This window comes from Rufibacter soli, assembly GCF_054781795.1.
Window position 1 is genome coordinate 573,230 of sequence record NZ_BAAGTS010000005.1, and the last position, 14,738, is coordinate 587,967.

Here is a 14,738-nt window from a genome sequence, read left to right on the forward strand (position 1 = left end):
TAAACCGGAAAAGCCAAGAACCCGAAGGTTGAGGCAAAGATAAGGAATTTGGTTGGCATGGCAAAAGGGGATTGAGGAGGATTGCTTCTTTAGGTGTTTCCCTGTGGTCTATTATGGAATAAACTACGGAGAAGTAAACTGCTCCTTAAATATGGTATCCTATTTTAGGGACTTTATGAAGATGTCAAGTTCTTTGGAACGCTGAAATTTCAAGCAATCAAAAATGATGGATTTATTGTAGTCATGATCCTCAAGTTTACTAGGAATCATTTTTCTGGATGCGTCAAGGGCAAGGCTGTCTAATTGTTCATACACTGGTCCAATATTAGCGATATCAAATAAAACGCCTTCCGTGATATCAACTTTGCTTATCTGATTTGCTACAGATTTCCCCAAAGCATGGTTTAAGCATCTGCAAAAGGCCCAATCCTTCCTCCATTGCTGCATTTTCGATACTTCATTTATAGTATCATTGTTGGTATTGCTGCTAAGATCTTTTTTAAAAGTACTTGTATTGGGAGTAGCCGTGCTGTTATCAGCATCAGGCAGTTCTCTTTTTCCCATGCAATCAGGCTTGCACGCAAACAGAAGACCAAAGGAGAGAAGTAAAAGTCTTGCTTTCATCTGCGTTACTTTAATATCCCTTGCTGGTCTGCCCCCTGCTAGACCTAAACAAGATTGTCTCTAAGATACAAGATTTGAGCAGTAACTAGGTAAAGGACTAAGCCTATGGCTTGTTTCCGCCTGTCTCTTCAAAAACAGGAAAGCCCAGCAAAGAAAATCTTCTCAACTGGGCTTTTCTGTTTTTGTTATGGGATGAGCACTAAATGATACTGCAGAGCTATATCAACTGACACGTCGCCACTTCCAACTCCTTCACATTCTGTAAAAACGTTTTAGGATCAATTCTATATTTGCGGCTGAATAACTCTACCGCCAAGCGTTCCCCCGGCTCCGTCAATACTAGCTCTAACTTTTTCTGGCCAGGACTAGCAATAGCCGCTTCTTCCAGACGGTCTATCAGCATGGCGTTGATGTTCCGGATGTCAATGTCCATGCGCACGCCTTTGCTCATTTTCTCGGCTACATCTGAAAGCAATTGCATAGAGAGCGGTTTCAACTCCCATTGGTCTTCAGACTTGTAGCGCAGGGTTACTTTGGCCCTGATGAATAGGTACATGCCCTCTTTCACGTAAGGCGAGAACTTCACGAAGTCTTCGCCAAACAAGGCCAGACCCATGGTGTTGTCATAATCCTCAAGAGAGAAGAGCAGGAATGGGTTGCCGTTTTTACCGGTGCGCACTACTACGTTACTGATGATGCCAGCTACATTTACGTCGCGGTTCTTGAACTCGGCAATGCGGTCCAGGCTACAGGTGCAGTACGAGTCAATTTCCAGCTTGAACTGGTCCAGCGGGTGCCCCGACAAGTAAAAACCAATCACCTCTTTCTCGCGGCGGAGCATTTCGGTCAAGGACCAGGGTTGCACGTCTGGTACTTTGGGTAACGGCATGTCCACGGCGCCACCACCGCCGAACAAGGACTGTTGGGCGGCGTTTTTTTCGGCCTGGAACTGGTTCCCGAAGCGCACGGCCTTTTCAATCAGGTTGATGCTTTCGCCTTCAGGGGTTTCTAAATACTGAGCACGGTGGTAGCGCTCAAACGAGTCAAAGGCACCGGCCTGGGCCAGGCTTTCAAAGGTTTTCTTGTTCACGGCACGCAGGTTCACACGCTTCGCGAAGTCAAAAATATCGGTATAGTTGCCAGTTTTCTCACGCTCTTCAATGATGGCTTCTACGGCGGCCTCGCCGGTGCCTTTCACAGCACCCATCCCGAAACGGATCTGCCCCTGCTGGTTCACGTTGAACTGGTGAATGGATTCGTTCACGTCTGGGCCCAGCACCTGAATCTGTTGCTTGCGCGCTTCCTCAATAAAGAACGTCACCTTCTTGATGTCGTTCATGTTGTGGGTGAGCACCGCAGCCATGTATTCTGCCGGGTAATGCGCCTTGAGGTAACCGGTCTGGTAAGCTACTACAGAGTAAGCGGCGGAGTGCGAGCGGTTGAAGCCGTACTGCGCGAACTTCTCCATCACGTCAAACACCTCAGAGGCGTGCTTGGCCGGGATGTTATGAATCTCCTTGGCACCAGCCACGAATTTCTCGCGCTCCTGGGCCATTTTCTTCATGTCCTTCTTACCCATCGCACGGCGAAGCAAGTCGGCCCCCCCTAGAGAGTAGCCGGCCAAAACCTGCGCCGTCTGCATAATCTGCTCCTGGTACACCATGATTCCATAGGTGTTCTTCAGGAGCGGTTCCAGCAAGATGTGCGGGTATTCCACTTCCTCGCGGCCCTGCTTCCGGTTAATGAAGTTGGGGATGAACTGCATCGGACCCGGACGGTACAAGGCGTTCATGGCAATTAAGTCTTCAATGTTGGTGGGCTTGAGGTCTTTGAGGTACATGCGCATGCCCTCAGACTCAAACTGGAACGTCCCGATGGTATCGCCGCGCTGGTAAAGGGCGTAGGTTTTCTCATCGTCCAGCGGAATGTTGTCAATGTCAATCTCTACGCCATGGTTCCGTTTGATGAGCGCCATAGCGTCCTTTAGAATGGACAGGGTTTTCAGGCCCAAGAAGTCCATCTTCAGCATACCTGCGCTCTCAATTACCTTGCCGTCAAACTGCGTCACCAAGAGGTCTGAGTCCTTGGAGGTAGACACCGGAATGTAATTGGTGATGTCATCTGGCGCGATGATAACGCCCGCGGCGTGAATACCAGTGTTGCGTACCGAGCCTTCCAACTTTTCGGCCAGTTTCAGAACCTTCGCCCGAAGATCATTCCCGTCTCTGATGGAGGCAAGCTCCGGTGATTCTATAAACGCCTTAGCCAGCGTAGTGCCGGGTACCTCTGGGACCATCTTGGCCAGTTCATTGGCCTCAGATAAAGGCAAGTCCATGGCGCGGGCCACGTCTTTGATAGACGATTTAGCGGCCATGGTACCGAAGGTGATAATCTGGGCCACCTGCGTTTTGCCGTACTTGTCTACCACGTAGTCAATCACGCGCTGACGGTTCACGTCGTCAAAGTCAATATCAATATCGGGCATGGACACCCGTTCTGGGTTCAGAAAACGCTCAAACAGCAAGGCGTATTTGATGGGGTCAATGTTGGTAATCCCCACGCAGTAGGCCACGGCAGAACCTGCCGCTGAACCACGGCCCGGACCCACGGCCACGCCCATGCTTCGGCCTTTGTTGATGAAGTCCTGGGTGATGAGGAAATAGCCTGCAAAGCCCATGGTCTCAATAATGCCCAACTCGTAGTTCAGGCGTTCCTCTACCTCTGGGGTAATCTCATGGTAGCGCTTTTTGGCCCCTTCAAACGTTAAGTGGCGCAAGAACAAGTCTGCCGTAGGGTGCTCTGGAGGAAGCGGGAAGTTGGGCAACAGGATATCGCGCTGCAGTTTGGGTGGCGTAATCTTGTCTACAATCTCGTTGGTGTTGTCCACGGCAAACGGCACGTCCGCGAACAGCTGGTTCATCTCGGCCTGAGACTTGAAGAAGAACTGGTCGTTCGGGAAACCGAAACGGTCCTGCGGACGCGGTTTCTGCTGTTCTTCCTCAATGCGGTACAGCATACGGCGCACGTTTTCATCATGGCCATAGGTATTTCTGATGTTGGTCAGCGTGTCATAAATCACCTCGCCGCTACCCGACATCATTCTGAAATACTGCGTTTGGAAATCGCCTACGGGTACGCTTTCCTGCTCACCGGTGTTCACGCACAAGAGAATGTCATGCGCGTTCCAGTCGGTTTGCTCTACGTAGTGTGAGTCATTGGTACAGATGACCTTGACGTTGTACTTGATGGCAAATTTGAGCAACACCTGGTTAACGTCTTCCTGAGACAAACCGGTGCCGTCAATGTTCATGAGGCCGTGGCGCTGAATCTCAATGTAATAATCATCCCCGAACAGGTCTAGCCACCACTTGAGCATTTTCTCCGCTTCCTCTTCGCCTTTCCAGAGAATGGCCTGGGGTAATTCGGCACCGATACAGCAGGAGGTGGCAATGAGGCCTTTGTGGTATTTGACCAGCAATTCCTTGTCAATGCGGGGCCATTTGCTGTAGAGGCCGTCAATGTAAGAGTAGGAGCAGAGCTTGGCCAGGTTCTGGTAGCCTTCCTGGTCTTTGGCCAGCAGCAACTGGTGGTGGCGTACGTCTTTCTGCTCTTTGGTGAAGTTTTTCTGGTGGCGGTCCTGTACCAGATAGAACTCACAGCCCACAATGGGTTTCACGTTGTACTTGTTGGCCTCGGCCACGAAGTTGAACGCCCCAAACATGTTGCCGTGGTCGGTCATGGCAACGGCTTTCATGCCATCGGCCTGGGCCTTTTTCATGAGCCCGCTAATGCTGGCGGCCCCGTCCAGGAGCGAGTATTGGGTATGGGTATGGAGGTGGGAAAAATCTGGCACAGTGGTAAAAAGTCTTGAGTTCTGAGTCTTGAGTCCAGAGTCAGAAATGAACCTGAAACGGACTACGAAGGTACAAAGAAAACAGCAGGAGCAGGGCAGAAAGTTGCCTTGCAAAAACTGTTTTTAGCTTGTTTTCTGAAAATCAGGCCTGAAACGGAAAGAGCAGGAAATTAGACTTTTCTTAAAGCCAAAAGCATTAAACAAGGCATTTTAGAAAGGGGTGAGGCGATGGCCGGGTTGTGCCGTACCTTTGCAGCTTAAACTGGTTAGAAACATGCATTTCTCTTTCAATACTCCCTTAGACAAGTTCCGGACGGTGGCCGTTCTGGAAGGTATTTCTTTCCTGTTGCTGCTCTTTATTGCCATGCCGCTAAAGTACATGGCTGGTATACCAGAGCCCGTAAAATACCTTGGTTGGGCCCATGGTGTGCTGTTTGTGCTGTTTATTGGATTGCTGCTGCAGGTGTGGGTGACTTATAAGTGGTCTTTCTATAAGGTGGTAGTGGCCTTTGTGGCCTCGCTTATTCCCTTTGGTACTTTTATCCTGGACAAGCGCCTGGAAAAGGAAGAAACCCAAAAGTAAAACCCGTCCGCCTTTTTCACGGTTTCGGTTGAATGCCTTTTGGGCGTGCAGGTAGTCTGGCCCCTGTTCTAGGCCTGTTTTTTGAAAAACAGGTCTAAAACAGGGGCTTTCCTTTACCGCATTTGCAGGCGGGCGTAGCTGGGAATGAAATATTTGTCCATGTCGCCTAGCAAGTGCACGCGTAGGCCTTTCACCGTAAAGGGTTCGCCGGTCTGGATGGCGTAGATATTGGTGTCTGTGATGCCCATGCCGTCTACTACCGTTACCAGGCCGCTACCCACCACCTCTACATGGCCGCCTTCGGTGACCAGAATAGCCGTGTCTTCCTCCAAGCCTATGCCAATGCACTCGGGGTTGGTGGCAATGGCTTGGGTCATGCGCACAATGCGGCCCCGGGTCAGGAAGTGGGTGTCAATGGCCACGTTTTTCAGGAACTCCATACCCGTGGTAATCCGCACATCGCCTTTAATGTAGCCGCCTTCAGACTCTCCCTCATAGATCATGGGCGTAGACATGGCGGCGGCCCCGGCGCTGGTGCCGGCAATTATGATATCTGAGTAAACGTAGCGCTCTTTCATGACCTGCAGAATGTCAGTGCCGCCGTATATGGCGGTGAGTTTGAGCTGGTCACCGCCGGTGAACATGATGCCGGCTGCCTCTTTAATGGCCTCTATGTATTCTGGTTTTTTAGCATCTACCCGGGTACGGATGTCTATAATCTTGATGTTGTGGATGCCCAGCTGGTTAAATATTTTGGCATAGTCGCGGGCAGATGCTTCAGGTAAGTCAGAAGCCGTGGGAATAATGGCAATCATGGGATTTTCTCCCTTCAACTCCTCCACAAACCGCTTTAAAATCTGCTCGCTTATGAAATTGATGTTGCGTTCCTTTCCGTCGGGCTGACCCTCCTCTTTGCTTTCTTTGCCCCCAATGGCCAGTAATTTCCCTTTAGGCACCAACCCCCTTACTTTGGGCGGCGGCGGAGGGGAAGGAAGGGCGTTTTTTGCTTTGCTCATGTCTGTCAGGGTAAGAAGTAAACAATTTGGAAGGCACCATAGGGCACTGGAAAGCAGATATACGCGTAATTGAAAGGTCAGATGATAATATAAACGGGGATTGTCTCCATTTGATAATTAATTGCCTCATTTAATGGGAGCAAGAACTGAGGAATAAAGAGGTTGCCACTGCCCGGTTATGCCAGACAGTAGTCACCATCACTTGGGAATCCTGTTTTAAAGGTGTTTTCAGAAAAACGGGCCTGAAACAGCCTTCCTTATCTGAGGAAAAATTCTGCCGAGGTTAACTGTAAGGCCCCTGGCCTCCGTACACCCTTTCAGCTCGTTGGGGCAGTGACAGGCATGGCAGATTCTACTTCTATTTCTTCTCCGTCGCGGTTGGGCGGCATGTTCCGGGCCTTACGGTCCTATAATTACCGGTTGTTCTTTGCGGGACAAGGCGTTTCCTTGATTGGCACCTGGATGCAGCAATTGGCCATGAGCTGGCTGGTGTACCGCCTCACCGACTCGGTGCTGCTGTTGGGGCTGGTGAATTTCTGTAGCCAGATGCCGTCCTTTCTGCTGGGCCCGGTAGCGGGCGTGATCTCAGACCGGTTCAACCGGCACCGAGTGCTGTTGTTAACCCAGGGCCTCTCCATGGTGCAGGCCGGTACGCTAGCCACGCTGGTACTGACAGATCATGTCAATATCCCGCTTATCATGTTTCTGAGCGTTTTCCTGGGCGTGATCAATGCCTTTGACGTGTCGGCCCGGCAGTCTTTTGTGGTAGAACTGGTGGAACACCGTGATGACATGAGCAACGCCATTGCCCTGAACTCGTCTATGTTCAACGGGGCCCGGTTGGTAGGGCCATCGGTGGCGGGGCTGGTGATTGCGGCCGTGGGCGAGGGCATGTGTTTTTTGTTTAACGCTATCAGTTACCTGGCCGTGATTGGGTCTTTGCTAGCCATGCGGCTGCAGCCGGTACTGCAAAAGCCCAAACAAACCCGCGTACTGGAATCCTTGCAAGAGGGCTTTCGGTATGCCTTCGGGTTTGCCCCAATAAGGTCTATTATCCTGCTCATTGCCATGCTTAGCTTGTTTGGGATGCCCTTTAGTGTGCTTATGCCGGTATTTGCCCGTGATGTGCTTGGTGGCGGGGCCAACACGCTGGGCTTTATCATGGGCGCGTCTGGGGTAGGGGCTCTGTCTGGGGCGCTGTACCTGGCTTCCCGCAAGACGGTGCTGGGGCTGGGCCGCCTGATTGTGGGGGCGGCGCTTTTGTTTGGGCTGGGCCTGATTCTGTTTTCCTTTACCCGCACCCTTCCTTTGGCCATGTTGTGCATTTTGCTGGCCGGTTTAGGCATGATGCTCCAGATGGCTTCCTGCAACACCATTCTGCAGACCATTGTAGACGAGGACAAGCGCGGCCGCGTGATGAGTTTTTACTCCATGGCTTTTATGGGCATGGCCCCCTTTGGCAGTCTGTTGGCGGGTTGGGTGGCCGAGCATATTGGGGTGACCTATACCTTGCTGGGGTGCGGGGTACTTTGTGCGCTTAGCGTTATGCCCTTCGCGCTGCAGTTGCCGGCCCTCCGGAAATTGGTGCGGCCCATTTACCAGCGCCTGGGCATCTTGCCCGAGATTGCCACCGGACTGCGGGCGGCCACCCAGCTAACCACCCCACCGGAACAGGATTAAGTAAGCCATTAATTCATCTGCCAGCTGACAACCAATACTGGGTTTTGAGGGTGTTTTTGCCAAAATGGCCCTAAAACAGGAAAGGCCCTCTTTAGTAGCGGGCCTTTCCTGTTTTAAGCTAATGATAGATTATTGCTTTGGTTTCACAATCAGGTTTTCGCCTACCGTCACGTTAAAGTCTGGTTTGTTGTTCCATTCCATGATCTCCTTAATGGTAACCCCATACTTACGGGAGATGGCATACATAGACTCGCCGGGAGCTACCTGGTGGGTGACCACCCCGGTTGCGGTTTTTGCCGCTGGGGCCGAAGCCGGGGCAACTTCCTGGGCAGGGGCTGGGGCCGCTACTACCAGAACCTGTCCTATAGAGATGGCACCGGTGCCTAGGTCATTCCACGTTTGTAGGTCCTGCAGGGTAACGCCGTACTTGCGGGAGATGGCATAAAGGGTTTCCCCGGCCACTACGGTGTGCTCTTTCACGCCGGCAATTGGTTTAGTGGCAGGGGCAGCGGTTGTCTTGGTTGGGGTAGCACCGGTAGTAGGTACGGCTGAAACCTGGCCGGATGGGGCCACCAATACCAGTTCTTTGCCCAGGGCCAAGGGCGCACTGCCATCCAGGTTGTTCCAGGCCAGCAGGTCTTCCATAGAAACGCCGAACTTGCGGGAGATAGCGTACAAGGTTTCACCTTTCTCTACCACATGTGAGGTGGCACCAACTACTGCACCAGCCGTTTCCAGCTCGGCGGTAGCCGGTTCATCTGGGGCTTTGCGCTCCAGGGGAGGGGCAGGCTTGATGGCAACGGCAGTCTTTTTACCCGGATATTGGGCTGCGGCAGTCACCGGGGCGGCTTCCTCTTCTTCTTGGCGGGCTTTCTTCACGTAAGGAGCCACCGTAGTGTCTTCTACTACCACGCTAATGGCTGCTGGCTTGGTAGCGGGAGTTGGTCTGGCCGCGGCTGGCTGCGCAACCGGGGCAGTGTTTTGCGCGATCACTTCCTTAGGGGCCGGCACTGGCTCGCCCTGTACCTGGGGCCTGATTTCCACCGGAATTGATGCCGGGCGCGTTTCCTTCAGCCACACCATACGGCCTGGCTCCAGGCGCTCCTTAGAGGTCATGCGGTTTTTGGCCAACAGCTTTTTCAGTTTAATGCCATACTTCTGAGACACGCTGTGCATGGTTTCGCCTGGCTGGGCCTCATGGTATTCTGGGTTAAGCGTTCTGGAGTTCTTGGCCTGCAGGTAATAGGTTTGACCGGGTACAATAGGGTCATAGGAACTCATGTCATTCACCTCCAGAAACTTGCTGGTGGAAATGTTGCCCTGCAAGGCAAGCATGTCTTTGGTGTCGCCGGGTTGGGCTACAATAGATTTCAGCTCCAGCGGCTGGCCGGTCAGTTTGGCTTTAAGGGTGGCAAAGAAGCCTTTGATGCGGCTAATGCTGTCGTTCGGCTTGGTCACGGTACCTCTTGGTTTGGCGGCCGTTCTACTAGTGGATGATGATTTCCAAACCGGACTGGAGGCCTGGGCTAGCACCGGACGCGGAGCGCCTGACAACTGCGGTACCATTACGGTGTATTCCTTGTCTGAGGGCACCCGGGAGGCTAAGAGCCACTTGTTGTAACGCTCTACCTCGGCGGCATCTGCCTGGGCGGCCATGGCAATCTCGGTGAGGGTCTGGCCTGGAGCGGCTTTTACCGGTTGCAGGGTAAGCACCGGGCTCGGGTTTTTCCCGATGGCGTTTTCATAGGCTACTTTGTGGGCCAGGAACGTGAGCAGATACTTGTTGGTTTGAGACGTCACTTCCATTTTCTTGGCTCCAATGTCTGCCGTTCTGGTCAAGGCCTTGGTGCCGTTAAGCCCCTGGTAATAGGAAAGCAGGGAGTTAAACCAGTTTTTGTAGTAGGCGTTGCTGCGCAAAAGATATTTGGCAGCCCCGCGGCTAGACTCAATAATGTGCTTGCGCTCGTCTACCTGGCTGTTCACCTTAATGCCCAGTTCAGTGGCTGAACCTTCCTTGAACTGCCAGAAACCCACGGCGTTAGACGTAGACACGGCATCAGAGACCAGACCGCTCTCCTGCAACACCAGGTATTTAAAATCAGTGGGTACGCCTTCCTGCTTAAGAGCTTGCTCCACAAACGGGAAATAGGCATCCGCTAGGTCTACCTTCTTCTGGAAATAGGCGGGGTGCTGAAGCAGGGCATCTACCATCTTCTGGATATCGGTCCGGGCGCTTTCTTTTATTTCCAGGTGCAGGTCTGCGAAATAGATGTTATTGGGCACTACCGGGTTTTGGGCACGCGCTACCAAGCATAACAGGCTGAGTAACAGGAGCGAGAAAGATTTTTTCATCTGATGAAAGATAGACGGGTAAAAGAATAGTAGAAAATCTATGTTCTTGTAAAACTGGAATTGCTGCCCTGTAAAGAGCTAAAAGGTAGCCAGTTGTACACAGTTCCACTACAAAGTAGGCGAATTTGGCAGGGAGAAGGAAGGTGCGCGGGGCTAAAATTTATCCACGCGCTTATCCACGGGCTTTTCCACAAGTTGTGGATTACTTTTTACGGGCCACCAAAATCCCATCCCTGATGGGCAGGAGCAGGTTTTCTACCCGCGGGTCTTCGTGCACCTTCTGGTTGAAGGCTAGCATCAGTTCAGTGTCCTTGTCCAGCTTGGGCCTGAACTTCTCCACCACTTTCCCGCTCCAGAGCACGTTGTCGGTGAGAATGAAGCCGCCGGGCCGCACCTGGTCAATGACCAGGTCATAGTACAGGGCGTTGCTTTTCTTGTCGGCGTCAATGAAGACCAAGTCCCACTCTTCGGTGATCGTTGGGATTACCTCAGCCGCCTGACCCAGGTGTAATTGAATCTTTTGTTCCAGACCAGCCTCAGTGATATAGCGGCGCACCAAGTCTTCTAACTCATCGTTCACGTCAATGGTATGCAGCACGCCATCCTCCGTCAACCCTTCGGCCAGGCACAGCGCTGAGTAGCCGGTGTAGGTACCAATCTCCAGAATGCGGCGGGGCTGAATCATCTGAGAGAACATGGCCAACGTGCGCCCCTGCAAGTGCCCCGACAGCATGCGCGGTTTCATCACGTTCAGGTGCGTCTCGCGGTTGAGGCGATGAAGTAGTGGTGATTCAGGAGAGGTATGGGCTTCGGCGTAGGCTTGGAGGTCTGGGTCCAGGAAATCCATGTTCGAGAATTTGAAGATTTGAAGATGAGAAAATTTGAAGATGTCTCTCCTGCAAAGGTACGAGGGGAAAATGAGAAGTGCGGTGCTGGGTGCTATGCGGGGAAGGAGGCTGCGATAATGCCCTACAAAGGCGGAGGGATAGATGGTGCCTGGGCTTTAATACCTTCCTTTTACTCCCGCAAGTTTAGCGGCAGCGTAACTTGTGGGCAGGCATTTAGTGAGTTTAAAAACTCACGTCAGTTTATAAACTGACCCTATTATTACCCACAAGTTACGCTATCGCTAAACTTGCGGGAGGGAGGTTTCCGTTTTGCCTGCCTCCCTAGCACGGGGCCCATAAAAGAAAGACCTCACAGGTTTTAAAAACCTGTAAGGTCTACTTAGAAACAATCAACAATCAACAATCAGCAATCAGCAATCAATTTAGAAGCGCTTGATGGAGCAGCCAATGGTATGGCGTTCAGCGGTGGTGAGGGTGCGGCCGGCCAGAATCCCGTCCAGGGCATTGGCCAGGTAGCGGTCCTTTACATAGGCCTCTGCCTGCGGGTTGTCATCAATGGCGCCTTTGTAGCGCAGGTAAAAACCGTCCTGGGTATTCTGCAGCACAAAGACCTCTGGAGCTTTGGTGGCGCCAAATCTCTTGCTCAATTGCTGGCCTTCGTCCACCAGATACGGGAAGGTGTTGGAAGTAGGCAGGTCTGGTTGGGCTTGGGCCGCTGCGGTTCCTTCCTCCAGGCCAATGTTGGTGTTCACATACACAAAACGCACGCCTTTACCGGCATAGGCCTTGGAAAGGTTCTGCAGGCGGCTGTCGTACAATTTGGCATAAGGGCAATTTACGCTGGTAAATACCACCACCAGCACGGGGGCGTCTTTGAAACTGTTCAGTTCTACAGACTGGTTTTGGGCGTTCTTCAGGGTGAAGTTCTCCACCTTGGCCCCAATGCGGTAACCGCTCTGGGCGAAGGCCGTGCTGCTGAGCAGAAAGGCCAGGAGAAAAGTAAAATATCGGTTCATAGTCTTGGGTTTACGGGGGAAATCAGTTTTAGAGGCAAATCTGCTACTATAGTAGTAACGGGCAAGTAGGTTTCTAAAGTGTTTAGGCCAAAGGCGCCAGCACATAGGTAAGCACAAAATCTGGGTATACAGCATAATGCACCGCGTACCGTTGGTGAAACGTGTCTGTAAGCACCTGTCCTTCAAAAAAGCCGGCCAGTTGCCGCTTAAAATCACTGACCAGCAGCTGCTCCTTGAAAATAAGCTCTTTCTGCTGGTACACTTTGTAGAGCGTTTCCTTCGCGCTCCAGTACAACAGCACCTTCTCCAGGTCACCGTCTGCCGCTTGCAGTTCGGGTTCGTTCAGGAACCTCGGCGCCAGCCGCAGTATCTTCTCGTGTCTTAATTCAATATCTATGCCAACTTGGTCAGAACACGAAACCAGCGCCCCCACCCAAGGCCCTGAGTGCGTCAAGGACACGTGCCAGCCGGCTTCTGAGCAGACGGGCATGCCGGTTTCCTTGCGGTGTAGCAGCAGGGGAGGGGCCGATAGTTTCTCCAGCAACGTGTAGGCCAGCAGCCGGGCACCCAGCCACTCGCGGGTGCGGGATTCAGACTTAAACAGGGGTATTTCATGGCCAGGCCGAAGCGCCAATAAGTGGGCCTGCAACTCCTCTGCGGTTTCCTGCACGTGCCAAAGGCCCAGCACGGTGGTAGGAGACAAATGGGTGAGTTGGTGCAGCGGCATGGAAAGGAATTTACCGGTTGTTGGGCTGTTTTTGGTAAATTTAGGCAAAAATAGCTTCCCTTACTTTTTCAGACACGCCATGGCCAGTCCGTTTCAGGTTCAGAAATTACATACGTTCACCGGCCACCAGGACTGCGTGTACACCCTGGAGCGGGCACCAGAACCCCAGAAATTCTTTTCGGCCGGGGCCGATGGCATGGTGGCCCGCTGGGACCTGACCAAGCCCGAACTGGGTGAACTAGTGGCGCAGGTGAGTTCCAGTGTGTATGCCCTGCGGTACGTGCCGGAGCGCAACTGGCTGTTGATTGGCCATAACTTTAACAGCCTGGAAGTGCTGGACCTGGCGGGCAACGCCATCGTGAAAACCATTCCGCTGCCGTCGGCCGCCATCTTTGACATTCAGTATGCCCATAGCGTAAACCGGACGTTTGTAGCATTAGGTGACGGCTCTTTGGCGGTCATTGATATGGAAAAGCTGGAGGTGGAGAAGGTGATACGGCTCTCTGAGAAAAGCGCCCGTTGCCTGGCCCTGCACCCGCACAAACCCGAGGTGGCCCTGGGCCTGAGCGACCATAGAATTTTGATCCTGGACCTGCACACGCTAGGGGTAAAGCAGGCGTTAGAAGGGCATACAGGATCAGTGTTTACGGTGGCCTACACCCCAGACGGCCGGTACCTGCTCAGCGGCAGCCGAGACGCCCACCTGCGGGTTTGGGAAGTGGAGAATGGGTACCAGGAACACACCAGCATCATTGCTCATCTGTTCACCTTGAACCATATTGCGTTCAGCCCCAACGGGCGGCTTTTTGCCACCTGCAGCATGGATAAATCTATCAAGGTTTGGGATGCCCAGACCATTAAATTATTGAAAGTGATTGACAAAGCCCGGCACGCCGGCCACGGTACCTCTGTCAACAAATTGTTTTGGTCGGCTCACTGGAATCAGTTAGTTTCGTGTAGTGATGACCGCAGCATTGCGGTTTGGGCGTTAACCTTGAAGGAAATATGAAGATTACACCGTTAGAAATCAGACAGAAAACGTTTGAGAAGGCGTTTAGGGGGTTGGACAAAGATGAGGTTCAGGCTTTTTTACTCACGCTTTCCCAGCAGTGGGAAAAGCTGCAGGATGAGAACAAAGACCTTAGAGTGAAGTTGGAGGTGGCCACCCGTGAAGTCCAGAAGCTACGCGAAGTGGAATCTTCTTTATATAAAACCCTCAAGACCGCCGAAGACACCGGTAACAGCATGGTGGAGCAGGCCTCCAAAGCCGCTGACCTGCAGATACGCGAAGCCCAACTGCAGGCCGACCAACTCCTGGATGCCGCCCGCCAGAAGGCCCGCAGCGTGGTAGACAACGCCTACCAGCAAGCCGAAAAAGCCATCTCTGATATGCAGACCGAGGTGAAGCACCTGGAGCAGGATTACCTTCGTCTGGAAGACTATCTGGAGAACATGGTGCGCGACCTGCAGAACATGGCCTCGGATGCGCTGGACAAGGTGGAGAAAACCAAGGCAAAACCAAAAACCTCTATTGGTAGTATCTTATCTAGGGCCGCACAGGCAAAAGTGCAGCGCCCAGACCACGAAAAAGATACACACATGAACGCATTCAATTCAGCTTCTATACAGCCGGTAGCACCTGCCCCTATGCAGAACAGCGCTTCTGCGCATACGTTTACAGACCAACCGCAGGCCTATGAAATTGGCGGTGGTGGCGGTAGCCGCGAGTCTATCCCGTCTACGCCGGGCACCATTCCGCCAGTGCATACGCCTAATCCGGCCCCAGATGTGCACCCAAGAACCCCAGAGGTGGTGCCGCCTAGAATACCCACGCCTTCCATTGAACCGCCGCACAGAGAAGAGCCCAAACCTGATTTGCCGCCTGCCCCAAGCCCTACCCCGGTAGAGCCGCCACAGCCAGAACGAGAGCACCCACTACCAGAGAAGCCAGAGGTACAGCCTCCCGGAACCAGCCAGGCTAAACCGGCCCCGGCTGTAGCCGCTGGCGGAGGGTCTTTCTTTGACGAGATTTAGATCAA

The 14,738-nt window shown here is 52.7% G+C and carries 11 protein-coding genes; 4 read left to right on the plus strand and 7 right to left on the minus strand.

Annotated features, from left to right (window positions below):
• Positions 1-159: 159 nt before the first annotated feature.
• Complete coding sequence (locus tag ACYVJQ_RS16725; protein WP_460894252.1) at positions 160-624, minus strand: hypothetical protein; 465 nt, start codon at positions 622-624, stop codon at positions 160-162.
• Positions 625-841: 217 nt separating this feature from the next.
• Positions 842-4,477, minus strand: coding sequence for a DNA polymerase III subunit alpha (dnaE, locus tag ACYVJQ_RS16730; RefSeq protein ID WP_460894253.1), 3,636 nt, complete (start codon positions 4,475-4,477; stop codon positions 842-844).
• A gap of 274 nt (positions 4,478-4,751) precedes the next feature.
• Here dnaE and ACYVJQ_RS16735 point away from each other — a divergent pair, with 274 nt between their 5' ends.
• Positions 4,752-5,060 (plus strand): DUF3817 domain-containing protein, encoded by a 309-nt coding sequence (locus ACYVJQ_RS16735; RefSeq protein ID WP_460894254.1) that lies wholly within the window; start codon positions 4,752-4,754, stop codon positions 5,058-5,060.
• Between the two features lie 113 nt (positions 5,061-5,173).
• Here ACYVJQ_RS16735 and ACYVJQ_RS16740 read toward each other — a convergent pair whose 3' ends face one another.
• The gene (locus ACYVJQ_RS16740) at positions 5,174-6,076 is read right to left on the minus strand and encodes a cyanophycinase (protein WP_460894255.1); all 903 of its coding nucleotides are present in this window, start codon (positions 6,074-6,076) and stop codon (positions 5,174-5,176) included.
• Positions 6,077-6,418: 342 nt separating this feature from the next.
• Between ACYVJQ_RS16740 and ACYVJQ_RS16745 the strand changes: the two genes are divergently transcribed.
• Positions 6,419-7,756: an MFS transporter gene (locus ACYVJQ_RS16745; protein WP_460894256.1), complete on the plus strand. Its 1,338-nt coding sequence runs from the start codon at positions 6,419-6,421 to the stop codon at positions 7,754-7,756.
• Between the two features lie 129 nt (positions 7,757-7,885).
• On the opposite strand, the gene ACYVJQ_RS16750 is transcribed toward ACYVJQ_RS16745, so the two are convergent.
• From ACYVJQ_RS16750 to ACYVJQ_RS16765, 4 genes are all read right to left on the minus strand, one after another.
• Positions 7,886-10,108, minus strand: coding sequence for a LysM peptidoglycan-binding domain-containing protein (locus tag ACYVJQ_RS16750; RefSeq protein WP_460894257.1), 2,223 nt, complete (start codon positions 10,106-10,108; stop codon positions 7,886-7,888).
• A gap of 202 nt (positions 10,109-10,310) precedes the next feature.
• Positions 10,311-10,955: an O-methyltransferase gene (locus tag ACYVJQ_RS16755; RefSeq protein ID WP_460894258.1), complete on the minus strand. Its 645-nt coding sequence runs from the start codon at positions 10,953-10,955 to the stop codon at positions 10,311-10,313.
• A gap of 423 nt (positions 10,956-11,378) precedes the next feature.
• Entirely contained in the window at positions 11,379-11,972 is a 594-nt protein-coding gene (locus tag ACYVJQ_RS16760; RefSeq protein ID WP_460894259.1) for a redoxin family protein, read from the minus strand.
• Positions 11,973-12,054: 82 nt separating this feature from the next.
• Positions 12,055-12,747 carry a 4'-phosphopantetheinyl transferase family protein gene (locus ACYVJQ_RS16765; RefSeq protein WP_460894260.1) on the minus strand — a complete coding sequence of 231 codons (693 nt, stop codon included), beginning with the start codon at positions 12,745-12,747 and terminating at the stop codon, positions 12,055-12,057.
• Between the two features lie 31 nt (positions 12,748-12,778).
• On the opposite strand from ACYVJQ_RS16765, the gene ACYVJQ_RS16770 reads away from it, so the two are divergent.
• Together ACYVJQ_RS16770 and ACYVJQ_RS16775 are read left to right on the plus strand one after the other, a co-directional pair.
• Positions 12,779-13,708 (plus strand): WD40 repeat domain-containing protein, encoded by a 930-nt coding sequence (locus tag ACYVJQ_RS16770; RefSeq protein WP_460894261.1) that lies wholly within the window; start codon positions 12,779-12,781, stop codon positions 13,706-13,708.
• Positions 13,705-14,733 (plus strand): DivIVA domain-containing protein, encoded by a 1,029-nt coding sequence (locus ACYVJQ_RS16775; RefSeq protein ID WP_460894262.1) that lies wholly within the window; start codon positions 13,705-13,707, stop codon positions 14,731-14,733. The genes ACYVJQ_RS16770 and ACYVJQ_RS16775 overlap by 4 nt, the downstream gene beginning before the upstream one ends.
• The last annotated feature ends 5 nt before the right edge of the window (positions 14,734-14,738 follow it).